The following is a 24218-nucleotide window of genomic DNA, read 5'->3' on the forward strand; positions in this document are numbered from 1 at the left end:
GTGCAATTCACCACACTGCAAAAACGGCCCCGCCTTGCCGGCAAGGCCGTTCTTCGCAATCTTACAGGTCGAGAACCAGACGTTCCGGATCTTCCAGGCTTTCCTTGACCCGCACGAGGAAGGTCACGGCTTCCTTGCCGTCAACGATGCGATGATCATAGCTGAGGGCAAGATACATCATCGGACGGATGACGATCTGGCCGCCAACGACAACCGGACGATCCTGGATCTTGTGCATGCCGAGAATACCGGACTGCGGCGCATTGAGGATCGGCGAAGACATCAGCGAACCGTAGACGCCGCCATTGGAAATGGTGAACGTACCGCCCTGCATATCGGCCATGGACAGCGCGCCATCGCGGGCAGCTCTGCCGAGGCGGCCGATGTCCTTCTCGATTTCCGCAATCGACATCTGGTCGGCATTGCGCACGACCGGCACGACGAGGCCCTTGTCCGTACCGACGGCAACGCCGACATGGGCAAAGTTCTTGTAGATGATGTCAGTGCCATCGATCTCGGCATTGACCGCCGGGATTTCCTTCAGTGCGTGGGTGACCGCCTTGGTGAAGAAACCCATGAAGCCGAGCTTGACGCCGTGCTTCTTCTCGAAGATTTCCTTGTAGCGGTTGCGCAGGTCCATCACCGCCGACATGTCCACTTCATTGTAAGTGGTCAGCATTGCAGCCGTGCTCTGGGCATCCTTGAGGCGGCGCGCAATGGTCTGGCGCAGGCGGGTCATTTTCACGCGTTCTTCGCGCGATGCATCATCAGCCGAAGAGGCGGGACGCGCTGCCTGCGGGGCAGGAGCAGCGGCAGGCTGTGCGGCAATGCCCTTGGCGACAGCATCAAGGACATCGCCCTTGAGAACCTGGCCACGCTTGCCCGAACCCTCGACCTGCGAGACCGAAACGCCCTTTTCCGCCAGCAGCTTTGATGCTGCGGGGGACGCGGGCATCTCGCTCTCCTTGCGTTCTGTGATCGGCGTGTTGCCGGCAACCTGAGCAGCCTTGTCCTCGGCTTCTGCCGTTGACGACGCACCTGCGGCACCCGATGCCTGGGCAATGGCTTCGGGCTTGGCCTCTTCCTTTTTCGCAGAAGCGGCACCGGCGCCGCCAATCATGCCGAGCAAGGCACCAACCTCGACCGTATCGCCTTCCTTTGCGGTGATTTCCTCAAGGGAACCGGCAGCGGAGGCCGGAACTTCGATTGTTACCTTATCGGTCTCGAGTTCCACCAAAGGCTCGTCGACGGCAATCGCATCGCCGACTTTCTTGAACCATTTGCCAATGGTTGCTTCGGAAACGGATTCGCCCAGCGTTGGGACGCGGATTTCGGTTGCCATGATCTTGCTCTTCCGTTGATCTTCAGATGACTTCTGTTTGTTGTGGTTTAGGCGCCGAGGGCATCTTCAAGGAATGCTTCGAGCTGTGCAAGGTGTTTGGACATGAGGCCCGTTGCAGGCGATGCAGCGGCAGGACGTCCGGTATAGCGGACACGCTGATGCTTGGCATCGATATGCGCCAGAACCCATTCCAGATAGGGGTCGATGAAGGCCCAGGCACCCATGTTCTTGGGTTCTTCCTGACACCAGACCATCTCCGCATTGCGGAAACGCGACAGTTCCGTGATCAGCGCCTTGGCCGGGAACGGATACAGCTGTTCCACGCGCAGCAGATAGACATCATCGATGCCGCGCTTTTCGCGCTCTTCGTAGAGGTCGTAGTAGACCTTGCCCGAGCAGAGCACGACACGGCGGATCTTGGAGTCCTTCTGCAGCTTGATCGGCTGATCTTTCAGCAGCTGCGCATCGTCCCACAGCAGACGGTGGAACGAAGAATCGCCGGTGAAATCGCTGATGGAAGACACGGCACGCTTGTGACGCAACAGCGACTTCGGCGTCATCAGGATCAGGGGCTTGCGGAAGTCACGCTTCATCTGGCGGCGCAGGATGTGGAAGTAATTGGCAGGCGTGGTGCAGTTCGCCACCTGCATATTGTCTTCCGCACAGAGCTGCAGATAACGCTCGAGGCGGGCCGACGAATGTTCCGGACCCTGGCCTTCATAGCCATGCGGCAGCAGGCAGACGAGACCGGACATGCGCAGCCACTTGCGCTCACCCGAGGAGATGAACTGATCGAACACCACCTGGGCGCCGTTGGCGAAATCACCGAACTGGGCTTCCCACAGCGTCAGCGCGCGCGGATCGGACAGCGAATAGCCGTATTCGAAACCAAGCACGGCTTCTTCCGAAAGCATCGAGTTGATGACTTCGTAGATGGCCTGACCCTTCTGCAGGTTGTTGAGCGGGATGTAGCGCTGCTCGGTTTCCTGATCATAGAGAACCGAATGACGCTGGCTGAACGTACCGCGTTCCACATCCTGGCCGGAAAGACGGATCGGGTGGCCTTCGATGACCAGCGAACCAAAGGCAAGAGCCTCGGCCATTGCCCAGTCGAACCCTTCGCCCGACTCTATCATCTTGGCGCGGTTGTCCTGGAAACGCTGGATCGTCCGGTGCACATTGAAACCGCCGGGAACCTCGGACAATTTCTTGCCGATTTCCTTGACTGTCTTCAACGGGAGCCCGGTCTTGCCGCGGCGCTGCTCGTCGGCATTGTCGGCCGTACGCAAACCGCTCCAGGCGCCATCCAGCCAGTCGGCCTTGTTGGGCTTGTAGTGTTGTCCGGCTTCGAATTCCTGTTCGAGTTTTTCGCGCCAGGCGGAACGCATGGCATCGACTTCCGCCGGATTGACCAGACCTTCATCGATCAGCTTCTGCGAATAGAGCTGTACGGTGGTCTTCTGACCGCGGATCGTCTTGTACATCAGCGGCTGCGTGAACGCAGGCTCGTCGCCCTCATTGTGGCCGAAGCGGCGGTAGCAGAACATGTCGATGACCACGGGCTTGTGGAACGTCATGCGATACTCCGTGGCAATCTTTGCCACGTAGACCACCGCTTCCGGATCGTCGCCATTCACGTGGAAAATCGGCGCCTCGATCATCTTCGCCACATCGGACGGATAGGGCGAGGAACGCGACAGGCGCGGATTGGTGGTAAAGCCGATCTGGTTGTTGATGATGAAATGCACCGTGCCGGCAACGCGGTGTCCGCGCAGGCCGGAAAGGCCAAGACATTCCGCAACCACACCCTGGCCGGCAAAGGCAGCATCACCATGCAGCAGCAGCGGCATGATCTTGGCGCGTTCGGACAACGGCACCATATCATCACGTTCGCGACCGGCAAGGAGATCCTGCTTGGCACGCGCCTTGCCCATGACAACCGGATTGACGATTTCGAGGTGCGAGGGATTTGCGGTCAGCGACAAATGCACCTTGTTGCCATCGAATTCGCGGTCCGATGACGCACCCAGATGGTACTTCACGTCGCCCGAACCTTCGACATCGTCAGGCGTATAGGAGCCGCCCTTGAATTCATGGAAAATGGCGCGGTGCGGCTTGGCCATGAACTGGCTGAGCACATTCAGGCGGCCACGATGCGCCATGCCGAGAACGATTTCCTTGAGGCCCATCGATCCGCCACGCTTGACGATCTGTTCGAGGGCCGGAATCAGCGATTCGCCGCCATCAAGGCCGAAACGCTTCGTGCCCTTGTACTTGACGTCGATGAACTGTTCGAAACCTTCGGCCTCGACCAGCTTGGAAAGGATGGCCTTCTTGCCTTCGGGCGTGAATGCGACGCCCTTGTCCGGGCCTTCGATGCGTTCCTGGATCCATGACTTTTCCACGGGATCGGAAATGTGCATGAACTCGACGCCGATGGTCGAGCAATAGGTGCGCTGCAGGATGTCGAGCATCTGCGGGATCGTCGCATATTCGAGCCCCAGCACATTGTCGATGAAGATCTTGCGGTCATAGTCGGCCGGCGAGAAACCGTAGCTCTCGGGCGACAGCTCGTTGTAATCTTCCTTGACCTCGGCCAGGCCCAGCGGATCAAGCTTGGCATGCAGGTGGCCGCGCATACGGTAGGCGCGGATCATCATGATGGCGCGCACCGAGTCGCGGGCGGCGTGAATGATGTCCGCATCGGAAGCAGTCTTGGCAACAGGTGCAGCCGCACCGTTGGCCGGCTTTGCCTTCAGCTTGTCGGTGATGTGCTTTTCGACCTCACCCCAGTTGCCGTCAAGCGCCGAAACCAGTTCGCCGTTACCGGCAATCGGCCAGTTCGGCTTCTCCCAGGACGCGCCCTGCGCATTCTTGATGACATCGGCCTTGCTGTCGTTGAGATTGGCGAAAAATTCCTGCCATTCGGGACCGACCGAATTCGGATCCTGCTCATACTGCGCATGCAGCTCCTCGATATAGTGAGCATTGCCACCATAGAGAAATGACGTGAGCGCGAAAATGTCGTTGGCCTGTTCTTGACGTGCCATGTGTGTGACCGGAGCACCCGCTCCGTCTCCCTTGATGAGAGCGTCCAGGACATCGTGCCCCGGAACACTCTGGGTTGAGGTTTCCGGCCCTTGCCGGGAAATCCCCCTGAATTGATCAGGGCGAACAGCCGCCCCGATCTGTCTTGGTCTTTGCTGCAGGCGGATTTCCGCCTGCTTGAGTTTTAACCCTTGAGGACTTCAACCAATGTCTTGCCGAGCTGCGCCGGTGATGGCGACACACGGATGCCAGCTGCTTCCATGGCAGCGATCTTGTCTTCCGCACCGCCCTTGCCGCCGGAGATAACCGCGCCGGCATGACCCATTGTGCGTCCGGGAGGAGCCGTACGCCCGGCAATGAAACCGGCCATCGGCTTCTTGCGGCCGCGCTTGGCTTCATCCGCGATGAACTGGGCTGCATCTTCCTCGGCCGAGCCGCCGATTTCGCCGATCATGATGATCGACTTGGTGGCTTCGTCAGCCAGGAACATTTCCAGGATGTCGATGAACTCGGTGCCCTTTACCGGATCGCCGCCGATACCGACTGCGGTTGTCTGGCCAAGGCCTTCATTCGTTGTCTGAAACACTGCCTCATAGGTAAGTGTGCCGGAGCGGGATACAACACCCACCGAACCCTTCTGGAAGATATTGCCCGGCATGATGCCGATCTTGCATTCTTCCGGGGTAAGGACACCAGGGCAGTTCGGGCCGATCAGGCGTGAGGCGGAACGCTCGAGGCGGGCCTTGACGCGAACCATGTCGATGACCGGAATGCCTTCGGTGATGCAGATGATCAGCGGGATTTCCGCATCGATCGCTTCGATGATGGCTTCGGCAGCACCTGCCGGCGGGACATAGATGACCGAGGCGTTGGCACCGGTGCGATCCTTGCCTTCGGCAACCGACGCAAAGATCGGCAGCTGGGCACCGGCACCGGTCGGCAACTTGCCTTCCCAGGTCTCGCCGCCCTTTTTCGGGTGGATACCACCAACCATCTGGGTACCGTAATAGGCCAGAGCCTGTTCGGTGTGGAATGTTCCGGTCTTGCCGGTCAGGCCCTGCACGAGAACCTTGGTGTCTTTGTTGACGAGAATGGACATACGAGACCTTTTCTATTGGTGATCGACAGGCACGGTGCGGCGGTAAATACCGCTGACAACGTCCTGCCAGATGTCGCTTCCGGCCTGTGCAAATTCCACACGCAACCGGAACCGGTCTTGATCTTCGAATTGATAGCGGCTGCGGGCCTTGCCGCGCGGTGACGACTTTTCCAGAACCAGTTCGTCGCCGGACCACGTCCCTGTCGCCGGAGCGGGCGGGACAAAGCCGACGGTATCGAACTGATACAGCTTGTAGGTGCCGTCATTGACATTGAAGCCGAAAATGTTCCGGGCCTCGAACGTCGTCTGGCCATCGCGAACCTGACGATAGGTCTGGTTCAGAAACAATCCGCCGAGATCGGTCTCAGCGGAAAGATATCCCTTGGCCGCCCCGGCACGTGTCCAGGGCGTCGCCGAAACCTGCTCTTCGCCTTCAAACGAACCCAGAAGGGCCTGAAGGCGCTGATGCTCCGGTCGAAGGGGCGATGGGGTGGTCATCGGCGCGCTCTTTAGCCCTTGACTGCCTTGACGATCTTCTGAGCGGCGTCATCGAGATCATCGGCGGAAACGACATTGAGGCCGCTTTCATTGATGATCTTCTTGCCGAGCTCGGCATTGGTGCCTTCAAGACGGACAACCAGCGGAACCTTGAGGCCCACTTCCTTGACCGCGGCAATCACACCCTCGGCAATCACATCACATTTCATGATGCCGCCGAAAATGTTGATCAGGATGCCTTCAACCGCCGGATCGGCCGTGATGATCTTGAATGCGGCCGTCACCTTCTCCTTGCTGGCGCCGCCGCCAACGTCGAGGAAGTTCGCAGGCTCTGCACCATACAGCTTGATGATGTCCATCGTTGCCATGGCAAGACCGGCACCATTGACCATACAGCCGATGTTGCCGTCGAGAGCAACATAGGCAAGATCATACTTGGAAGCCTCGATTTCCTTGGCATCCTCTTCCGTCGTGTCACGCAGCTCGACCACGTCGGGATGACGGAACAGGGCATTGCCATCGAAGGAAACCTTGGCGTCGAGAACGCGCAGGCGGCCATTGGTCATGACGATCAGCGGGTTGACCTCGAGCAGGCTCATGTCCTTCTCGGTGAAAGCCTTGTACAGGATCGGGAACAGCGATTCACCGTCCGTTCGGGCTTCGCCGGTCAGGCCGTAAGCATCGTTGATCTTCTTTACATCATCTGCGGTCACGCCCTTTTCGGGATCGATCGCGACGGTGATGATCTTTTCCGGTGTGTCGTGCGCGACAGCTTCGATGTCCATGCCGCCTTCCGTGGATACCACGAAAGCCGGACGGCCAACCGTGCGGTCGACGAGGATCGACAGATAGAGCTCGCGATCAATGTCCGCGCCGTCTTCGATGTAGAGACGGTTGACCTGCTTGCCGGCCGGGCCGGTCTGCTTGGTAACGAGCGTGTTGCCGAGCATCTCCTTGGCATTGGCAACAACTTCTTCGACCGACCTGGAAAGGCGGACGCCGCCCTTCGCATCGGGGCCGAGTTCCTTGAACTTGCCCTTGCCACGGCCGCCCGCATGAATCTGGCTTTTCACCACATAAAGCGGACCGGGCAGCGTCTTCGCCCACTCTTCCGCCTGCTCGACGGAATAGACGGCAACGCCATTGGCAATCGGCGCACCGAAGGAGTGGAGCAGGCGCTTGGCCTGATATTCGTGAATATTCATCAGTTAACTTCCTCTACGAAAAATCCGGTGCGTGCACGGGATCGTTTCAGAACGTTCAGGCCGAATTACTTGAGATTCGGCGCGATGGCGATGCAGGCTTCGCAAAGACCGGCGACAGAGGCCACCGAGTTTTCGAACGCCTTTTCTTCGGTCTTGTTGAGATCGATTTCGATGATGCGTTCGACGCCGCCAGCACCGATGATGACGGGTACGCCGACATACATGTCCTTGACGCCGTACTGGCCGGAGAGGTGCGCTGCGACAGGCAGGACGCGCTTCTTGTCCTTGAGGAAGGCTTCAGCCATCTGGATGGCGGAAGATGCCGGGGCATAGAAGGCCGAACCGGTCTTCAGCAGGCCAACGATCTCCGCGCCGCCGTCACGGGTGCGCTGAATGATCTGGTCGAGCTTTTCCTGGCTGGTCCAGCCCATCTTGACGAGGTCCGGCAGCGGAATGCCGGCAACGGTCGAGTAACGGGCAAGCGGCACCATCGAATCGCCATGGCCGCCGAGAACGAAGGCGGTGACATCTTCCACCGAAACCTTGAATTCATCAGCAAGGAAATAGCGGAAGCGGGCGCTGTCGAGAACGCCGGCCATGCCGACGACCATGTTCTTCGGCAGGCCGGAGAATTTCTGCAATGCCCAGACCATCGCGTCGAGCGGGTTGGTGATGCAGATGACGAAGGCGTTGGGCGCATACTTCTTGATGCCCGCGCCAACCTGTTCCATGACCTTGAGGTTGATGCCGAGCAGATCGTCACGGCTCATGCCGGGCTTGCGCGGTACGCCGGCGGTCACGATGACCACATCCGAACCCTCGATCGCCGAATAATCATTGGCGCCGACGAGCTTGGCGTCAAAATCGTCAACCGGTGACGACTGGGCAATATCGAGCCCTTTGCCCTGAGGAATGCCTTCTGCGATGTCGAAGAGCACGATGTCACCGAGCTCCTTGAGCCCGATCAAATGTGCCAATGTGCCACCGATCATGCCTGAACCGATGAGGGCGATTTTGTTACGTGCCATGCTGGTTACTTCCCTGATCTGAAGTCTGGACGGACGCCAAAGGACATCGACGACGTCGGGCAGAGCCCGCGATCATGCGCCTTTGCGTTGGGACGTTCGAATATTCCTCTTTCAAAAATAACTCAACCAAAAATTTTCCCCTCAATAAATTCAATCGTTTAGATTTGATGGGATTTACGTAAACGTCAATTGAATTTAGCTTGGGGAAGGTTTTTCTGGCATTATCTAACATAGGCAACATATCAAAATGATGAAATAAGGGCGACCCGTATCACAGTCATTTGATAGCCATTCAGGCTTCCGAGGATATCGGCATTTCCTGCGCCTGCGCTGCCTCAGCCAGGTACTCCTCGCTCTGCATTTCAAAAAGCCGGGATGCGGTGCGGTCAAATTCGAAAGCTTCGGTACCCCGCTTGGCTTCATAAAGCTTGTCCGGTGATGCCGCCGCGGAAATCACCACATGCACATGGTGATCGTACAAAATATCGATCAGGATAATGAAGCGCTTGGCCTCGTTGCGTCTGGCATAATCGAGAATCGGCACATCATCGATGAAGATGGTCTGGTAGCGCGAAATGATGGCCGCATAGTCCAGCGCACCCAAAGGCTTCGAGCAGAGATCGGCAAAGCCGAAACGCGCGACATGCCGTGCTGCCCGCGGCACCACCACATTGTGGCCTTTGACTTTGAAATGCTCCTCTGAAACGGCGGCACCTTCGGTTGCCGTATGCCAGGCTTCATCCATTTTCTGCTTTGTATCGTCGGACAAAGGCGAGAGGTAAACCGGCATGCGGTTGAGCTTTTCCAGCCTGTAATCCGTACGGGCATCCAGATTGACCACATCGACATGGGTCTTGAGCAGGTCGATGAACGGTAGGAACAGCTGGCGGTTGAGACCATCGCGATAAAGATTGTCCGGTTCCACGTTGGATGTGGCAATGAGCACGACACCACGCTCGAACAGCGCCCTGAACAAGCGCGACAGGATCATCGCATCGGCGATATCTGTGACAGTAAACTCATCGAAACACAAAACCCAAGCCTGCTCCGCCAGGGCATCGGCAACGGGCGGGATCGGATCGTCCTGCTTCGTCTCACCGTTCTTGTGCGCTTTGCGATGCGCATTGATGCGCTCGTGCACATCGGCCATGAAATCGAGAAAATGTGCCCGGCGCTTGCGCTTGGCCGGGACAAGCTGATGAAACATGTCCATCAGCATGGTCTTGCCGCGCCCGACCTCGCCAAAGATATAGAGACCTTTGATCACTTCATGCCGCGGCGAGCGGCGGCTGAACAGCCAGCCCAGCGCACTGGACTTGGTGGCAAGCCGCTTTGTGGCAAGCTCGCGTATCAGCCGGTCGAAACGATCCGCCAGATGCTCCTGTGCCGGATCGACAGCAATATCCCCCGCCTGCACCAGCGAATCGTAGCGCTCGCGCACGGAGGGAAACACTTTCAGATTATCGTGCGACATGCGGACTGCAGTCTCCGGATGTGTGCAGCAGCTGAATTAGCGCTGCACACTCCCCTTTCAGGCTTAACGTGACAGGCTCAGATTCTGCCCGCCGGAGGTCTGGCCATCAAAGCGCGAAGACCCTGAAGAGTAAAGCCGGGCAACCGTGCCGCCTGCTGCATCGTAAAGGGTGAGCTGCTTGCCGCTCACGGCCCAGGACGAAAGATTTGCCAGTTCACCCGGGCAACGCAATGGACCGGCGCGATAACCCTGACCGAATTTGGTCTGCGGCGTTGCGATCTTGCAGGACTGACCGGCCAGTGAGGCGTTCCAGACACCGGCAACACTGCCGGCGGTGACGTCAGGAGCGTTTGCCGGCGGAAGCGACGCGACCTGCGTGCCTTGGCCAGTAGGCGCAGCACCGCTACCGGTGGTTGGTGCGGTCGGAAACTGATTGGCTCCGCCGGGTGGCGGCAATTGGCTCTGGGTCACAGATCCGGACGGCGCAGACTGCAAGGGCGCAGGCCGGGGCGTAACGCGGTCCATACCATCATTGTCAAAGCGCGTACTCTGGCAGCCTGCCAGAACCATGCCGACAGCGGCAACGGCCAGCAAATTGACGTTCAAAGTCCCCATAGTCTTACTCTCCATCTACGCATCCAACAGAAAAAATGCGATTCGACTTGGCATTGTTACCCACGATACAAAGGATATCGCGGCGAAATTTCAACCCGCCAGGCGGCAAAACAAGCCTGTTTCCGGCCTGCCGCCGCGGCAGAAGCATCGAAAACTCCCTGAACTGGCAATATCGCCACACTATCCAGAGCCGTTCCCGTTTGGCTGGAAGCCATAACCTTGCGCAAGTCAACCATTTTAAGGTGAATAAAGTCTTATGATGGCAATACGCGGTAATGACGGAAATGTGTGAGGCGCCCCATTGAAGTCCATCGACGGCAAGGATATTTCTTGAGCATGACACTCATAAATAAAACACCTCAACGAATTCGTCACGAAACCCGCCTGCGCCTCCTCGATGTGCAGGACGTCAAACATCTGACACCGCGCATGGTGCGCGTCACGCTTGCCGGCGACCAGCTGGAAGGTTTTGTCAGCGCCGGTTATGGCGATCACATCAAGATTTTCTTTCCGCCTGCCGGAAGCGGGCCGATTGTTCCCGTTCTCGGTCCCGATGGGATCAGTTTTCCGGAAGACACGCCGCGTCCGGAAATGCGGGACTACACACCGCGCAACTATCATGCAGCATCCAAAACCCTTGATGTCGATTTCGTGCTGCATGGTGATGGCCCCGCATCCACGTGGGCAGCACAGGCTAAGCCCGGTCAGCAGATTGTCATTGGCGGACCACGCGGCTCGATGATCATTCCCGATGCCTATGACTGGTATTTTCTGGCTGGCGATGAAACGGCCCTCCCCGCTATCGGGCGCCGACTCGAAGAACTGCCGGCCACGGCCCGCGTCGTCGCGGTGATCGAGGTTGAGGACAAAGCCGAAGAACAAGAGCTCAAGTCCAGCGCCAAGGCCGGGATTGTCTGGGTTCACCGCAACGGTGCGGAAGCCGGCAACAATGACCTGTTGCTGCGGACGATTGAAAGCCTGACGTTGCCCGAGGGTGATTGCTACGCTTTCATCGCTTGCGAAAGCAGCATATCCAAATCCATCCGAACCCATCTGGTCGAACAGCGCGGCTTCAACGGCGAATGGGTGAAAGCGGCCGGTTACTGGTTGCGCGGCGTGGCGGACGCGCACGAGCCCCATTGACATCATCTTTGCGTTGCCGGGCTGACGGCGCTGGGGTAGGGTTTATGCCCTCCCCATAAGGATCAAGAACATGTCTCAGCCGCAAAACACGCGTATCGTCCTCGCATCCAGGCCGCAAGGACCGGTAAAGCCGAGCAATTTCCGCATCGAAGCCGTACCGGTTCTCGCGCCTGGCGACGGCGAGATCCTGCTCAAGATTCTGTTTCTGTCTCTCGATCCCTATATGCGCGGCCGCATGGACGATGCTGTGTCCTATGCCGCCCCGGTTGCCATTGACGGGGTCATGGAAGGCGGAACCGTTGCGGAGGTGATCGAGAGCAAACATCCCGGCTACAAACCTGGTGATATCGTTCTTTCCCATTCCGGCTGGCAGAGCTATGCCCTCTCCGATGGTGCCGGTCTGCGCAAGCTCGATCCGAATGCCGCGCCGCTGTCAACGGCTGTCGGCATTCTCGGCATGCCGGGTTTTACCGCCTATGCGGGACTCCTGACCATCGGCCAGCCCAAGCCAGGGGAAACCGTCGTCGTTGCCGCGGCCAGTGGACCGGTGGGGTCGACGGTCGGCCAAATCGCCCGAATCAAGGGGGCGCGGGCGGTCGGCATTGCAGGCGGCGCAGACAAATGTGCATTCGTCCGCAACGAACTGGGGTTCGATGTCGCGATTGACCACCGCGCACCCGATTTTGCCGAACAGCTGCAACAGGCCTGTCCGTCCGGTATCGACGTTTATTTTGAAAATGTCGGCGGTGCGGTCTGGGACGCGGTTTTCCCGCTGCTCAACACCTTCGCGCGTGTGCCGGTCTGCGGCCTGATCGCACAATATGACGGTCTCGATCTTTCCGGCAAGGATCGACTGCCGGCGCTCATGCGCGACATTCTGAAGAAGAGCCTGACCGTGCGCGGCTTCATTCAGCGTGAATTCATCGATCAGCGTCCGGTCTTCCTTGAAACCATGAGCGGCTGGTTGCGCAGCGGCGAAGTCAAGTACCGCGAGGACATTGTCGATGGGCTCGCCAACGCTCCGGAAGCTTTCATGGGGCTGCTGAAAGGGCATAATTTCGGCAAGCTGGTGATCCGGGTCGCCTGACGCCGGACAGGGTTGAATGACGGTGACACAGCTTTGATACGGCTGGCACTGGCAATTCTTCACCTTTTCCGCCATATAAGCCCTCTATCGACATCGGAATGACTATACAGGCTGACAGAAGCATGGCGGTGCGCGCGCAATTTGCAAAGATGAACGGGCTTGGCAACGAGATAATCGTTGCCGACATGCGCGGCCGTGCGGATCATGTTGCGCCGGGAGCCGCCATTGCGCTCAATAGCGATCCAGCCACCAAGTTCGATCAGATCATGGCTATCCATGCACCGCGCACCCAGGGTACGGAAGCCTATATCGAGATCATCAACTCCGACGGCACTCAGGCACAGGCCTGCGGCAACGGCATGCGCTGTGTCGTGCAGGCTCTTGCCGCCGAAACCGGCAAACGGGAATTCACCTTCGAAACCATCGCCGGAATATTGACCGCCCATGAACATGCCGACGGCATGATTACCGTCGATATGGGCAAGCCGCGTTTCGGCTGGCAGGAAATCCCGCTGGCTGAAGCCTTCCACGACACACGCCAGATCGAGTTGCAGATCGGACCGATTGATGCGCCTGTCCTGCACTCCCCCTCCGTCGCGAGCATGGGCAACCCACACGCGATCTTCTGGGTCGAGCAGGATGTCTGGACCTACGATCTCGAGCGCTTTGGCCCGCTGCTTGAAAATCACCCGATTTTCCCAGAACGCGCCAACATCTCGATCGCCCACGTGACCAGCCGCAATGCCATGACCCTGCGCACCTGGGAGCGCGGCGCCGGGCTGACCCGGGCCTGCGGTTCGGCCGCCTGCGCAGCTGCCGTGTCCGGTGCCCGCACGGGCCGCACCGAACGAACCGTGACGGTGACCGTTCCCGGTGGTCCGCTGGTGATTGAATGGCTGGACAATGATCATGTCATGATGACCGGACCCGCCGAATGGGAATTTTCCGGCTCGTTTGATCCGCAGAGTGGTCAATGGCAGCGGGACGAGACAACGCCATCGCAGGGAGCCGCCTGATGGCTGTGGATGTCGTCACGTTTGGCTGCCGCCTCAACACCTACGAATCCGAGGTGATGAAGCGTGAGGCCGACGCCGCCGGGCTTGGTGCGCTGGAAAATGGTGCGATCATCTTCAACACCTGCGCCGTAACCAGCGAAGCGGTACGGCAGGCGCGGCAGGCAATCCGCAAGGCACGCCGCGACAATCCGCAGGCCCGCATCATTGTCACCGGCTGCGCCGCCCAGACCGGGGCTGACGAATTTGCCGCCATGGATGAGGTCGATCTCGTTCTCGGCAACGAGGAAAAGCTGAAATCCAATTCGTACCGCATGCTGCCCGATTTCGGTGTGAACCAGTTCGAGAAGGTGCGCGTCAACGACATCATGGAGGTGCGTGAAACCGCATCCCACATGGTCGATGCCATCGAGGGCCGGGCACGGGCCTTTGTGCAGGTGCAGAACGGCTGCGATCATCGCTGCACGTTCTGCATCATCCCCTATGGCCGCGGCAATTCCCGCTCCGTACCGATGGGCGGCGTGATCGAACAGGTCAAACGGCTCGTCGGCAACGGCTATAACGAAGTGGTCCTCACCGGCGTCGACATGACCAGCTATGGACCCGATCTGCCGGGCTCCTTGCGCCTCGGCAAGCTCGTCAAGACCGTTCTCGGCCAAGTGCCTGATCTGAAGCGTCTGCGCCTCTCCTCCATTGATTCCATCGAAGCGGATGATGATCTGATGGAGGCACTGGCGACGGAAAGCCGGCTGATGCCGCATTTGCATCTGTCGCTGCAGTCGGGCGACAACATGATCCTGAAGCGGATGAAACGCCGCCATCTGCGCGAGAACTCCATCGAGTTCTGCGAAAACGTCCGCAAGATCCGCCCCGATATTGTGTTCGGTGCCGATATCATTGCCGGTTTCCCCACCGAGACCGATGAGATGTTTGAAAACTCCATCGGGATTGTCGAGGAATGCGGGCTGACCCATCTGCATGTCTTCCCGTTCAGCCCACGCGAAGGCACGCCGGCAGCGCGCATGCCGCAGGTGAACCGGCAGATCGTCAAAACCCGCGCTGCCCGGCTGCGGGCGGCGGGCGAAGCCGCTTATCACTCCCATCTCGACCGTCTTGTCGGCACGAACCAGCGCATACTCGTCGAACGCGAGGGGCTTGGCCGCACTGAAGGGTTTACCCTCGTCGGGCTGAACGGCGGGGCACCCGGCGAAATCATTGAACGGCCGATCAGCGGGCATGACGGCGACAGGCTGCTGGCCGCAGACAGCGACCGGCACGCAGCGTAATCACAACGAGCAAAGCAGCATTCATGGCTCTGGGTTTTATCAAAAAGATATTTTCATTCGGCAAGAAGGAAGTCGACGAAGTTCCGGCCGAAGTACCTGTCCCCGCGCTCGAGGCGCCTGTTCAACCGACCACCGAACAGGTTTATGAGGACACAACGGCACAGGAAGCCCTGCCCGTTCCAGCTGAGGCGGAACCTGTCGAGACCGAGCTGGTTGAGCCGGCGCCCGTTGAAGAACCAGCGCCGGTTGCAATCGAGCCGGAACCCGAACCGGTCATAGCGCCAGTCGTTCCGGAAACGGCGTTGGCCGAGCCCGAACCGGTGGTTCTGCCGGTCGTGGAAGAACTGCCCATTCCGTTCAACGCAGCGGAAGAACCGTTTGAACAGACGCTGGCAGAAGCGCTGACCCCGCCCGTGCATGTGCCGGAACCCATTGTCGACATGCCTGTACCGGTGGAGCCGGTTGTGGCGCCCAAGCCGGCCTCGTCAAAGGTAACAGTCACCAGGACCGTAGAGGAAAAGAAGGCCGAAGAGCAGGTTACCGCCGAGCCGGAGAAACGCCTTACCTGGTTCGAACGGCTGCGCAAGGGCCTGGCCCGCTCATCCCAGCAGCTGGGCGATTCCATCGGCGGAATCTTTACCCGTCGCAAGCTCGACGAAGACACGCTGCAGGATCTCGAAGATGTGCTGATTCAGGCCGATCTCGGCATGGAAACCGCCATCCGCATCACCGGTTCCCTGAGCGCCACACGTTACGGCAAGGATATCAGTTCGGAGGAAGTCCGCACCATTATGGCGACTGAGATCGAAAAGGTGCTCGGGCCGGTTGCCAAGCCACTGGAGCTCGACCTTTCGCACAAGCCGCATGTCATTCTGGTTGTCGGCGTCAACGGCACCGGCAAGACCACGACCATCGGCAAGCTCGCAGCCAAACTCACAGCGGGTGGTCTCAGCGTCATGCTGGCGGCCGGCGATACATTCCGGGCTGCGGCGATCGAGCAATTGCATATCTGGGGCAAACGCACCGGCGCACCGGTGGTTTCGTCGAAGCTAGGTGCCGATGCGGCCGGGCTTGCCTATGATGCCTGGAAACAGGCAAAGGAGGCAGGAAGCGACGTGCTGATCATCGATACGGCCGGACGCCTGCAGAACCGGACCGAGCTGATGGACGAACTTGCCAAGATTGTCCGCGTCCTCGGCAAGAACGATCCCGATGCACCGCATACCGTGCTGCAGACACTGGATGCCACCACCGGCCAGAATGCCCTCAATCAGGTCGAGATTTTCAAGAATGTCGCCGGCGTCAACGGTCTCGTCATGACCAAGCTCGACGGCACGGCACGCGGCGGCATCCTCGTTGCCATTTCAGCCAGGCACAAATTGCCGGTCTATTTCATCGGCGTGGGCGAACAGGTCGATGACCTCGAGCCCTTTGCCGCCAAAGATTTTGCCAAAGCCATCGCGGGAGTTGCATGATGGACCAATCCGTATTTGAACGGGATCCATCCGATCCCAAGCGCAAGGAAGTCACACCCCTTCTCAAGCTGGTGCTGGAACTCGGACCGTTGATGGTCTTCTTCTTCGCCAATTCCCGCGGCGAATGGCTGATCGAGCGCTTTCCCGCGCTGGCGAACATTGGCGGGCCGATTTTCATCGCCACCGCGCTGTTCATGGTCGCAACCGTACTGGCGCTGGCCGTGTCGTGGATATTGATCCGCAGCCTGCCGATCATGCCGCTGGTTTCAGGCATCGTGGTTCTGGTGTTTGGTTCGCTGACACTTTGGCTGCACGACGAAAATTTCATCAAGATAAAGCCGACCATCATCAATGCCCTGTTCGGGGTGATCCTGCTGGGCGGCCTCTACTTCGGCAAATCGCTTCTCGGCTATGTTTTCGACAGCGCTTTCAAGCTCAATGCCGAAGGCTGGCGCAAACTCACCCTGCGCTGGGGCATATTCTTCCTGTTCCTGGCCGTGTTGAACGAGGTGGTCTGGCGCAGCTTCTCGACGGATTTCTGGGTTGCTTTCAAGGTCTGGGGCACCATGCCCATCACCTTGCTTTTCACCTTCGCGCAAATGCCGCTGGTAATGAAACATTCGCTTGAACCCTTGGCCGGCAAAAATACGCAAGGCAAGGAAAAATAGTCGCTCTAAGGCTTCAGCGCCTTTTCGACAGCAGGCATCAGATCATCGCGGATCGATGCCTCGCTGAAAGGTCCGACGTGCTTGTAGAGAATGGTGCCGTCGCGACCGACAAGGAAAGTTTCCGGCACGCCGTAGACGCCCCATTCGATCCCGGCCCGGCCGCTCGCATCAACGCCGATCATGTCGAACGGATTGCCAAGTTCGCCCAGGAATTTCAGCGCGTTTTCGTCCTTGTCCTTGTAGTTGAGACCGGCGATGCGAAACCGCTTGTCCTTGGCGAGCTGCATCAGCAGCGGATGTTCCGCACGGCACGGCACACACCACGAGCCGAAGACATTGACCAGTGTCAGCTGACCCTTGAAGGCGGACGGTTCCATACCCGGAACCGGTAGACCGCCCTTGGTCAATCCTGCCAGAGGCGGAAGGATCAGGTTCGGGGCTGGCTTACCGATCAATGCCGAGGGGATGACACTTTCGTCCCGCCCGAGCGCGAGCTGGAAGGCAAAGATACCGGCCAGAACCACAAAGAGCAGCAGGGGCAGGAAGGCAAACAGCGAGAAACGTCGGTGTGGAGCCTGTCCTTTGATATCCGGTCCGCTCACGATGCGTTATCCGTCCGCGCCTCGGAGCGGCGGCGTACGCCGCGGGTTTCCAGCTCCTGCAGCGCGAGGCGCTGCGTGCGCTGATCGATCAGTATCCAGCCGACGAGCGCCGCGAGGACCGCTATGGACACGCCGTAGGACGCGAGGACAAAAGCCGTATGGGTCATGATTACACCCCCCTCCGTTCCGCACTGCGTGCCGCGATACGGCGCATGGCGACAACCCGCCTGCGCCAGATCTCATTGCGCATGGCCATGATGTGCAGGGTGAAGAACAGGAGCGTGAAGCCGACGGCCATGACCAGAAGCGGCCAGAGCAATGAAGGATGAATAGTGGGTCCTCCCATGCGGATAACCGATGCGGGCTGATGCAATGTGTTCCACCAGTCGACGGAGAACTTGATGATCGGAATGTTGATAAAGCCGACCAGCGTCAGGATAGCCGTCGCTTTGGAGGATTTTGCCGGATCGTCCATCGCCCGGGTCAGCGCAATGATACCGAGATACATCAGGAACAGCACGAAAACCGAAGTCAGCCGTGCGTCCCACACCCACCAGGTGCCCCACATGGGTTTGCCCCACAACGAGCCGGTAATGAGTGCGAGAGCTGTGAAAGCAGCGCCAATGGGTGCTGCTGCCTTGGCGGAGACATCCGCCAATGGATGGCGCCAGACCAACGTTCCGATGGCTGAAATGCTCATGACCGTGTAGCACATCATCGACAGCCATGCGAAAGGCACATGGATGAACATGATCTTGACGGTCGAACCCTGCTGATAATCGTCAGGCGCTTGAAATGACATCCACAATCCGGCAGCCAGAACCAGCAATGTGATCCCGACAAGCCATGGCAGCACGATCCCGGCAAAGTTGATGAACCGGGTTGGGTTGGCCAGATCGATCCAGCGTCCGGCTTTTGAAACAGCTTCAGTCATGGCGATTTCTTAGCTTCCCGGGCTCTGTTTCGCAATTCACCATCACACGATCCTCCCAAGCCCGAAAGGATCGTGCGTCGCGCGGCGCATGTCAATCAGCCGACGATTTCAACGCTGCGGCGGCTGCCAGCGGTCCAATGACCGCAAAGAACAGTGTAATTGCAACGAGAATAAGAAAGGGCGCGACAAAAGGCGCGGGGTCTTGCACTGCTCCGTAGGCTGCCGACACGCCGAAGATCAGCACGGGAATGGTCAAAGGCAGGATGATCACCGACACGAGCAGACCGCCGCGCGGCAATGCGACGGCAACCGCGGCGCCGACGGCGCCGATCAGCGTGATGGCCGGTGTGCCGACGAGCAGGGTCAGCGTTGTCGCGCCGATGGCTGCGGGCTCCATGTTCATGAACAGGCCGAGCAAAGGGGAAGCTATGACCAGCGGCAGCACACACGTGCTCCAATGTGCCAGACATTTCACCAGTACGGTCAATGCCAATATGTGCCGGTCCGAAGCCATGATCAGCAGATCGAGAGATCCGTCGTCGCGGTCGGCCTGAAACAGCCGGTCGAGACCGAGCAGCGTCGCCAGAAGGGCACCGATCCACAGCATCGCGGGTCCGATTCGCGCAAGGAGCTTCAAATCCGGCCCGACGCCGAACGGCACGACGGCGATAACGGCGAGAAAGAACAATATCCCGATCAGCACGCCTCCACCGGCACGCAGACCCAATCGGGTGTCGCGGAGAAACAGCGAAAGCATCAGAAACCGCCCCTTCCCATCACGAGTTCCTGAGCCCCGTCCAATCCCAGCGGCAGATGGGTTGCGGCAACGACGATACCGCCGCCGGAAAGATGCGCACGCATGACGCCGGCAAACTGATCCTCCGATCCTTTGTCGAGGCCCGCTGTCGGTTCATCCAGAAGCCAGACCGGGCGATGGCTGATCAAGAGCCGCGCGATACTGGCACGCCGTTTTTGCCCCGTGGAGAGATAGCCGAATGGTAGATGGCCGATATCGCCGAGCTGCACGCGGTCCAGCGCTTCACCAATCGTATGGTTCCCGATGCCGCTGAACGACTGCCAGAAGCGCAGATTCTCCTCGACGCTCAGGACGGGTTTCATGGCATTGAGGTGACCGAGATAATGACAGGCGGAAACAAGCCCGTCGAAACCGGCTGGTGCCGCATCAAGCCGGATACGGCCTTCGGCTTTGTCCAGAAGTCCGGCGATGATTCGCAGGAGCGTTGATTTCCCGGCACCGTTCGGCCCCGTAATCATCAGCGCCTCTCCACCCGTGACGGCAAAGTTCAGCCCGGAAAACAAAATCTCCCCGCCCCGCTCCCCTGCCAGATTTTCGGCGACTAACCGCATGAAGTTCCCGCTCTTGTTAACCCCGACGTGCCGCCCGGAATGACCCATGTGCATTTCGACGCAGTCTCAAATTTTGACGAATGTCGGTCTGGCACAGATCGATGAAAATCTCTATATAGCAGTCAACCATGCCAGCGGTCGGCATGGAAACCATTTTTGGCCGATCTTCAATACGGGCGCCTTTTCGGACCTGTAGCGGGACGGACAGCGGAAATGACTGCACCCGCACCTTAGCGCGTCCTTGAAACGCGGCAAAGGCGTTCGTCCCGGGTGAGGCCAGTAGCATAAGGACGACGCAACATGTCTCAAATCGACAGTTTCAAATGCCGTAAAACCCTATCCGTAGGGGATAAGGAATATGTCTATTACAGCTTGACCGAAGCTGAGAAAAACGGCCTGGAAGGCATTTCCAAGCTCCCCTTCTCCATGAAAGTCCTCCTCGAAAACCTGCTTCGCTTTGAAGACAATCGCTCGGTTTTCAAGAAGGACATCGAAAACGTCGCCAAATGGCTTGTCGATCGCGGCAGTGCCGGCGCTGAAATCGCCTATCGCCCGGCCCGTGTCCTGATGCAGGACTTTACTGGCGTTCCTGCGGTCGTGGACCTTGCAGCAATGCGCGATGCCATGGTCAACCTTGGCGGCGACCCGGAAAAGATCAATCCGCTCGTCCCGGTTGATCTGGTTATCGATCACTCGGTGATTGTTGACGAGTTCGGCAATCCACAGGCTTTCAAGCGCAATGTCGATCTCGAATACGAGCGCAATGGCGAACGTTACCGCTTCCTGAAGTGGGGCCAGCAGGCGTTCAAGAATTTCCGCGTCGTCCCTCCGGGCACGGGCATCTGCCATCAGGTCAACCTTGAATATCTGGCCCAGGCAGTCTGGACCAAGGAAGAAGACGGCGTCACCGTCGCCTATCCCGATACCTGTGTTGGCACTGATTCGCACACGACCATGGTCAACGGCCTTGGCGTTTTGGGCTGGGGCGTTGGCGGCATCGAAGCGGAAGCGTCCATGCTGGGTCAGCCCGTTTCCATGCTCTTGCCTGAAGTCATCGGCTTCCGCCTGACCGGCAAGGTCAAGGAAGGCGTCACGGCAACCGATCTCGTTCTCACCGTGGTTCAGATGCTGCGCAAGAAGGGCGTCGTCGGCAAGTTCGTCGAGTTCTTTGGCCCCGGCCTCGAGAGCATGACGCTGGCTGATCGTGCCACCATCGGCAATATGGGTCCGGAATACGGCGCCACCTGCGGCTTCTTCCCGATCGACCGCGAAACCATCAACTACATGCATATGTCCGGCCGCGACGAAGAGCGTCTGGCACTGGTCGAAGCCTATTCGAAGGCGCAGGGTATGTGGCGCGAACCCGGTTCAGCCGATCCTGTTTTCACCGACACGCTGGAACTCGATCTCGGCACCGTGGTGCCGTCCATGGCGGGCCCGAAGCGTCCGGAAGGCCGTATTGCCCTCGAGGGCATTGCCTCCGGTTTCCACGAATCGCTGCAGAAGGAATACAAGAAGACCACGCAGCTTGATGCCCGTTATCCGGTTGAAGGCGAAGACTATGATCTCGGCCATGGCGATGTTGCCATTGCGGCGATCACCTCCTGCACCAACACCTCGAACCCGAGTGTGCTGATTGCCGCCGGCCTTCTCGCCCGCAACGCCGCTGCCAAGGGTTTGAAGTCCAAGCCCTGGGTGAAGACGTCGCTGGCGCCCGGCTCGCAGGTTGTTGCCGCCTATCTTGAAAATGCCGGCCTGCAGGTTGAACTCGACAAGCTCGGCTTCAATCTGGTCGGTTTCGGCTGCACCACCTGCATCGGCAATTCCGGCCCGCTGCCTGCACCAATCTCCAAGACCATCAATGACAAGGGTCTGATCGCTGCAGCCGTGCTTTCCGGCAACCGCAACTTCGAAGGCCGCGTTTCGCCGGACGTCCAGGCGAACTACCTGGCTTCTCCGCCGCTGGTTGTTGCCTATGCCCTGGCCGGTTCGGTCACCAAGGACCTGACAACCGAGCCGCTTGGCGAAGATCAGGACGGCAACCCGGTGTTCCTCAAGGATATCTGGCCGTCTTCCCACGAGATTCAGGAGTTCATCACCAAGAACGTCACCCGCAAGCTGTTCGCATCCAAATATGCGGATGTGTTCAAGGGCGACCAGAACTGGCAGGACGTCAAGGTGCCCGCTGGCCAGACCTATGCATGGGACGACAACTCGACCTATGTGCAGAACCCGCCCTACTTTGTCGGCATGGGCAAGACACCCGGCATCGTCAACGATATCAAGGGTGCACGTATCCTTGGACTCTTCGGCGACAAGATCACCACCGACCACATCTCTCCGGCCGGTTCGATCAAGGCGGCCTCGCCTGCCGGCAAGTACCTGACCGATCACGGTGTGGCACCCCTGGACTTCAACCAGTACGGCACGCGTCGCGGCAACCATGAAGTGATGATGCGCGGCACCTTCGCCAATATCCGCATCCGCAATCACATGCTTGGCGAAAATGGCCGCGAAGGCGGGTACACGATCCATTACCCCTCGAAAGAGGAAATGCCGATCTATGATGCCGCCATGCAGTACCGCAGCGAGAATGTCCCGCTGGTCATCTTTGCAGGTATCGAATACGGCAACGGTTCATCGCGTGACTGGGCGGCCAAGGGCACGAACCTTCTCGGCGTTCGCGCAGTGATTTCCCAGTCCTTCGAGCGCATCCATCGTTCGAATCTCGTGGGAATGGGCATCGTCCCCTTCGTTCTGGAAGAGGGCACGAGCTGGCAGTCGCTTGGCCTGAAGGGCGATGAGACAGTTTCGATCGAAGGTCTTGCCACGATCCAGCCGCGCCAGAAGACCCATGCCACGGTGACGTTCGTGGATGGTACGGTCAAGCAGGTACCGCTGATCTGCCGTATCGATACAATCGATGAGTTGGAATACCTCAAGAATGGCGGCATCCTGCAGTACGTGCTGCGCGATCTCGCCGCTTAAAGCAGCGAAAAGCTCTGAAATCGGAGACCGCCGGGCAACCGGCGGTCTTTTTTTCGCGATTTCGCCAATAATTATATGGTTTTGCCTGTAAACGTGATCGAATTCACCTCAAAGTGACTTCCTCTTGATAAAACGCATCCCTATCAATTGTCTGGCAATCACTCTCATACAAGATCAAAGAAAAATTCGGGAAGAAAGCTCGTACCCTTGACCCTGCGCACCCTGCTCAAAGCCATTCTGATCGCCTGCCCGCTCCTTGTAGCGGCGGGGTTCACGTGGCCGGTTTATGCCGGGAGCATCGGCACGAAACCAGATGGCGTGGTTGAGCTTTATACCTCGCAGGGCTGCGGCTCATGTCCACCAGCCGATGCCGTCCTCAAGCAGTTGGTCGCGGAAGGGAAAGTCGTCGCACTGGCCTTCCATGTTGACTATTGGGATTATCGCGGGTGGGTGGATAATCTTGCGCTGCCCGAAAACACCGCGCGGCAGAATGCCTATCGCAAGGCACTTGGACTGACAGGTGTTTACACACCGCAGGCAATCCTCAATGGCCGCGAGCATGTAAACGGTCAGGACGGCGCTAAAATCCGGCGCCGAATCGATGAGATGCGCAATGGTGATTCTGGACTGACAATTCCCGTATCGATCGAAAAAACCTCTCCGGATCGCCTGGTCATCAATATTGGTGAGGGGGCTGCCGCAAAAAATCCTGTGCGCGTTCTTCTCGCCTATTTCAACAAGGAAACCATTGTTTCCATACCCGATGGCGAGAACGGCGGGCGCAATGTCAGCTACGCCAACAGCGTCCGCGCAATGGAAACGGTTGGCATGTGGGATGGCAAATCGCAGAAGATCGAAATTCCGCTGACCGAGATTGCCAGCAAGAAGGCTTCCGGCTGCGCTGTCCTGTTGCAGGAAATGCTTGGTGAAGGCAAACCGGGGCCTATCATTGGCGCCTCGATCATGACAAAGCCCTGATTATAAAGAGCATTTCTGCAGGCAAGAAAAAAGGCTGGTAAAACCAGCCTGAAGTCTTGGGGCTTGTTGCCATTGAGAGACTGAATGGTTCGGCCAGAACAGCCCGTTTGGGCGGGGGGCTTGGGGTATCGGACCGCTCAAGACCGAACCGTCTCAGACAACGGGCTGAAGGTGGGTCTGAAATCCGGCGGCAATGCGAGTGCAACATGGCGAAACTGTGGCCAGACATCACCAATGGAAACAGGGCGTATTCCTTTGTGAAAGGCACAATGGCAACGACATTTTTGCGTTCAATTGCGCGCGCCCTGACACTTACAGGCTTGTAAATGCGGGCGGAACAGGTCACCCTTCTGTCATCCAGTTGTCA

General features: G+C 58.6%; 21 protein-coding genes. 8 read left to right on the forward strand and 13 right to left on the reverse strand.

Annotated elements, in window-relative coordinates; all coding sequences use genetic code 11:
* Positions 1 to 61: 61 nt before the first annotated feature.
* The 8 genes from odhB to ACZ5FP_RS02175 all read right to left on the reverse strand — a co-directional run bounded on the left by odhB (position 62) and on the right by ACZ5FP_RS02175 (position 10309).
* Positions 62 to 1342, reverse strand: a complete 1281-nt coding sequence (gene odhB / locus ACZ5FP_RS02140; RefSeq protein WP_346306098.1) for a 2-oxoglutarate dehydrogenase complex dihydrolipoyllysine-residue succinyltransferase — start codon at positions 1340 to 1342, stop codon at positions 62 to 64.
* Positions 1343 to 1389: 47 nt separating this feature from the next.
* Positions 1390 to 4392: a 2-oxoglutarate dehydrogenase E1 component gene (locus ACZ5FP_RS02145; protein ID WP_464661867.1), complete on the reverse strand. Its 3003-nt coding sequence runs from the start codon at positions 4390 to 4392 to the stop codon at positions 1390 to 1392.
* A 182-nt stretch (positions 4393 to 4574) separates the two neighbouring features.
* Positions 4575 to 5489, reverse strand: coding sequence for a succinate--CoA ligase subunit alpha (sucD, locus tag ACZ5FP_RS02150; protein ID WP_105734202.1), 915 nt, complete (start codon positions 5487 to 5489; stop codon positions 4575 to 4577).
* Positions 5490 to 5501: 12 nt separating this feature from the next.
* A complete protein-coding gene (locus tag ACZ5FP_RS02155) occupies positions 5502 to 5987 on the reverse strand; it encodes a DUF1579 family protein (protein WP_464661869.1) in 486 nt (161 codons plus the stop codon).
* Between the two features lie 11 nt (positions 5988 to 5998).
* Positions 5999 to 7192 carry an ADP-forming succinate--CoA ligase subunit beta gene (gene sucC, locus ACZ5FP_RS02160; RefSeq protein ID WP_223613895.1) on the reverse strand — a complete coding sequence of 398 codons (1194 nt, stop codon included), beginning with the start codon at positions 7190 to 7192 and terminating at the stop codon, positions 5999 to 6001.
* Between the two features lie 65 nt (positions 7193 to 7257).
* The gene (gene mdh / locus ACZ5FP_RS02165) at positions 7258 to 8220 is read right to left on the reverse strand and encodes a malate dehydrogenase (RefSeq protein WP_130271272.1); all 963 of its coding nucleotides are present in this window, start codon (positions 8218 to 8220) and stop codon (positions 7258 to 7260) included.
* A gap of 292 nt (positions 8221 to 8512) precedes the next feature.
* Entirely contained in the window at positions 8513 to 9694 is a 1182-nt protein-coding gene (zapE, locus tag ACZ5FP_RS02170; RefSeq protein ID WP_464661872.1) for a cell division protein ZapE, read from the reverse strand.
* A gap of 63 nt (positions 9695 to 9757) precedes the next feature.
* Entirely contained in the window at positions 9758 to 10309 is a 552-nt protein-coding gene (locus ACZ5FP_RS02175; protein WP_464663138.1) for a protease inhibitor Inh/omp19 family protein, read from the reverse strand.
* 336 nt (positions 10310 to 10645) lie between these two features.
* Here ACZ5FP_RS02175 and ACZ5FP_RS02180 point away from each other — a divergent pair, with 336 nt between their 5' ends.
* From ACZ5FP_RS02180 to ACZ5FP_RS02205, 6 genes are all read left to right on the forward strand, one after another.
* On the forward strand, positions 10646 to 11452 hold the full coding sequence (locus ACZ5FP_RS02180) for a siderophore-interacting protein (protein ID WP_464661873.1): 807 nt from the start codon (positions 10646 to 10648) through the stop codon (positions 11450 to 11452).
* A gap of 70 nt (positions 11453 to 11522) precedes the next feature.
* Positions 11523 to 12539, forward strand: a complete 1017-nt coding sequence (locus tag ACZ5FP_RS02185; RefSeq protein WP_464661875.1) for an NADP-dependent oxidoreductase — start codon at positions 11523 to 11525, stop codon at positions 12537 to 12539.
* A 122-nt stretch (positions 12540 to 12661) separates the two neighbouring features.
* Entirely contained in the window at positions 12662 to 13555 is an 894-nt protein-coding gene (dapF, locus tag ACZ5FP_RS02190; protein WP_464663139.1) for a diaminopimelate epimerase, read from the forward strand.
* Positions 13555 to 14838: a tRNA (N(6)-L-threonylcarbamoyladenosine(37)-C(2))-methylthiotransferase MtaB gene (gene mtaB, locus ACZ5FP_RS02195; protein WP_464661876.1), complete on the forward strand. Its 1284-nt coding sequence runs from the start codon at positions 13555 to 13557 to the stop codon at positions 14836 to 14838. The genes dapF and mtaB overlap by 1 nt, the downstream gene beginning before the upstream one ends.
* A 23-nt stretch (positions 14839 to 14861) precedes the next feature.
* Positions 14862 to 16313: a signal recognition particle-docking protein FtsY gene (ftsY, locus tag ACZ5FP_RS02200; protein WP_464661878.1), complete on the forward strand. Its 1452-nt coding sequence runs from the start codon at positions 14862 to 14864 to the stop codon at positions 16311 to 16313.
* Entirely contained in the window at positions 16313 to 16981 is a 669-nt protein-coding gene (locus ACZ5FP_RS02205; protein WP_464663140.1) for a septation protein A, read from the forward strand. Before ftsY ends, ACZ5FP_RS02205 begins: the two co-directional genes overlap by 1 nt.
* A gap of 5 nt (positions 16982 to 16986) precedes the next feature.
* On the opposite strand, the gene ACZ5FP_RS02210 is transcribed toward ACZ5FP_RS02205, so the two are convergent.
* The 5 genes from ACZ5FP_RS02210 to ccmA form a co-directional block, all read right to left on the reverse strand.
* Entirely contained in the window at positions 16987 to 17583 is a 597-nt protein-coding gene (locus ACZ5FP_RS02210; RefSeq protein ID WP_464661880.1) for a DsbE family thiol:disulfide interchange protein, read from the reverse strand.
* Complete coding sequence (gene ccmD / locus ACZ5FP_RS02215; protein WP_464661882.1) at positions 17580 to 17750, reverse strand: heme exporter protein CcmD; 171 nt, start codon at positions 17748 to 17750, stop codon at positions 17580 to 17582. Before ccmD ends, ACZ5FP_RS02210 begins: the two co-directional genes overlap by 4 nt.
* A gap of 2 nt (positions 17751 to 17752) precedes the next feature.
* Positions 17753 to 18517: a heme ABC transporter permease gene (locus ACZ5FP_RS02220; protein WP_464661883.1), complete on the reverse strand. Its 765-nt coding sequence runs from the start codon at positions 18515 to 18517 to the stop codon at positions 17753 to 17755.
* A gap of 91 nt (positions 18518 to 18608) precedes the next feature.
* Entirely contained in the window at positions 18609 to 19274 is a 666-nt protein-coding gene (gene ccmB, locus ACZ5FP_RS02225; protein ID WP_346307066.1) for a heme exporter protein CcmB, read from the reverse strand.
* Complete coding sequence (gene ccmA / locus ACZ5FP_RS02230) at positions 19274 to 19885, reverse strand: heme ABC exporter ATP-binding protein CcmA (RefSeq protein ID WP_464661885.1); 612 nt, start codon at positions 19883 to 19885, stop codon at positions 19274 to 19276. The genes ccmB and ccmA overlap by 1 nt, the downstream gene beginning before the upstream one ends.
* 300 nt (positions 19886 to 20185) lie before the next feature.
* Here ccmA and acnA point away from each other — a divergent pair, with 300 nt between their 5' ends.
* Together acnA and ACZ5FP_RS02240 are read left to right on the forward strand one after the other, a co-directional pair.
* Positions 20186 to 22873, forward strand: a complete 2688-nt coding sequence (gene acnA / locus ACZ5FP_RS02235) for an aconitate hydratase AcnA (RefSeq protein ID WP_464661887.1) — start codon at positions 20186 to 20188, stop codon at positions 22871 to 22873.
* Positions 22874 to 23080: 207 nt separating this feature from the next.
* Complete coding sequence (locus ACZ5FP_RS02240) at positions 23081 to 23851, forward strand: DUF1223 domain-containing protein (RefSeq protein WP_464661889.1); 771 nt, start codon at positions 23081 to 23083, stop codon at positions 23849 to 23851.
* Positions 23852 to 24218: the final 367 nt, after the last annotated feature.

The organism is Phyllobacterium sp. T2-21 (genome assembly GCF_055378485.1).

Bases quoted from the DNA above. Each gene is read 5' to 3' on its own strand.
- odhB (WP_346306098.1), bottom strand. From the start codon at position 1,342: ATGGCAACCGAAATCCGCGTCCCAACGCTGGGCGAATCCGTTTCCGAA.
- ACZ5FP_RS02145 (WP_464661867.1), bottom strand. From the start codon at position 4,392: ATGGCACGTCAAGAACAGGCCAACGACATTTTCGCGCTCACGTCATTT.
- sucD (WP_105734202.1), bottom strand. From the start codon at position 5,489: ATGTCCATTCTCGTCAACAAAGACACCAAGGTTCTCGTGCAGGGCCTG.
- ACZ5FP_RS02155 (WP_464661869.1), bottom strand. From the start codon at position 5,987: ATGACCACCCCATCGCCCCTTCGACCGGAGCATCAGCGCCTTCAGGCC.
- sucC (WP_223613895.1), bottom strand. From the start codon at position 7,192: ATGAATATTCACGAATATCAGGCCAAGCGCCTGCTCCACTCCTTCGGT.
- mdh (WP_130271272.1), bottom strand. From the start codon at position 8,220: ATGGCACGTAACAAAATCGCCCTCATCGGTTCAGGCATGATCGGTGGC.
- zapE (WP_464661872.1), bottom strand. From the start codon at position 9,694: ATGTCGCACGATAATCTGAAAGTGTTTCCCTCCGTGCGCGAGCGCTAC.
- ACZ5FP_RS02175 (WP_464663138.1), bottom strand. From the start codon at position 10,309: ATGGGGACTTTGAACGTCAATTTGCTGGCCGTTGCCGCTGTCGGCATG.
- ACZ5FP_RS02180 (WP_464661873.1), top strand. From the start codon at position 10,646: ATGACACTCATAAATAAAACACCTCAACGAATTCGTCACGAAACCCGC.
- ACZ5FP_RS02185 (WP_464661875.1), top strand. From the start codon at position 11,523: ATGTCTCAGCCGCAAAACACGCGTATCGTCCTCGCATCCAGGCCGCAA.
- dapF (WP_464663139.1), top strand. From the start codon at position 12,662: ATGGCGGTGCGCGCGCAATTTGCAAAGATGAACGGGCTTGGCAACGAG.
- mtaB (WP_464661876.1), top strand. From the start codon at position 13,555: ATGGCTGTGGATGTCGTCACGTTTGGCTGCCGCCTCAACACCTACGAA.
- ftsY (WP_464661878.1), top strand. From the start codon at position 14,862: ATGGCTCTGGGTTTTATCAAAAAGATATTTTCATTCGGCAAGAAGGAA.
- ACZ5FP_RS02205 (WP_464663140.1), top strand. From the start codon at position 16,313: ATGGACCAATCCGTATTTGAACGGGATCCATCCGATCCCAAGCGCAAG.
- ccmD (WP_464661882.1), bottom strand. From the start codon at position 17,750: ATGACCCATACGGCTTTTGTCCTCGCGTCCTACGGCGTGTCCATAGCG.
- ACZ5FP_RS02220 (WP_464661883.1), bottom strand. From the start codon at position 18,517: ATGACTGAAGCTGTTTCAAAAGCCGGACGCTGGATCGATCTGGCCAAC.
- ccmB (WP_346307066.1), bottom strand. From the start codon at position 19,274: ATGCTTTCGCTGTTTCTCCGCGACACCCGATTGGGTCTGCGTGCCGGT.
- ccmA (WP_464661885.1), bottom strand. From the start codon at position 19,885: ATGCGGTTAGTCGCCGAAAATCTGGCAGGGGAGCGGGGCGGGGAGATT.
- acnA (WP_464661887.1), top strand. From the start codon at position 20,186: ATGTCTCAAATCGACAGTTTCAAATGCCGTAAAACCCTATCCGTAGGG.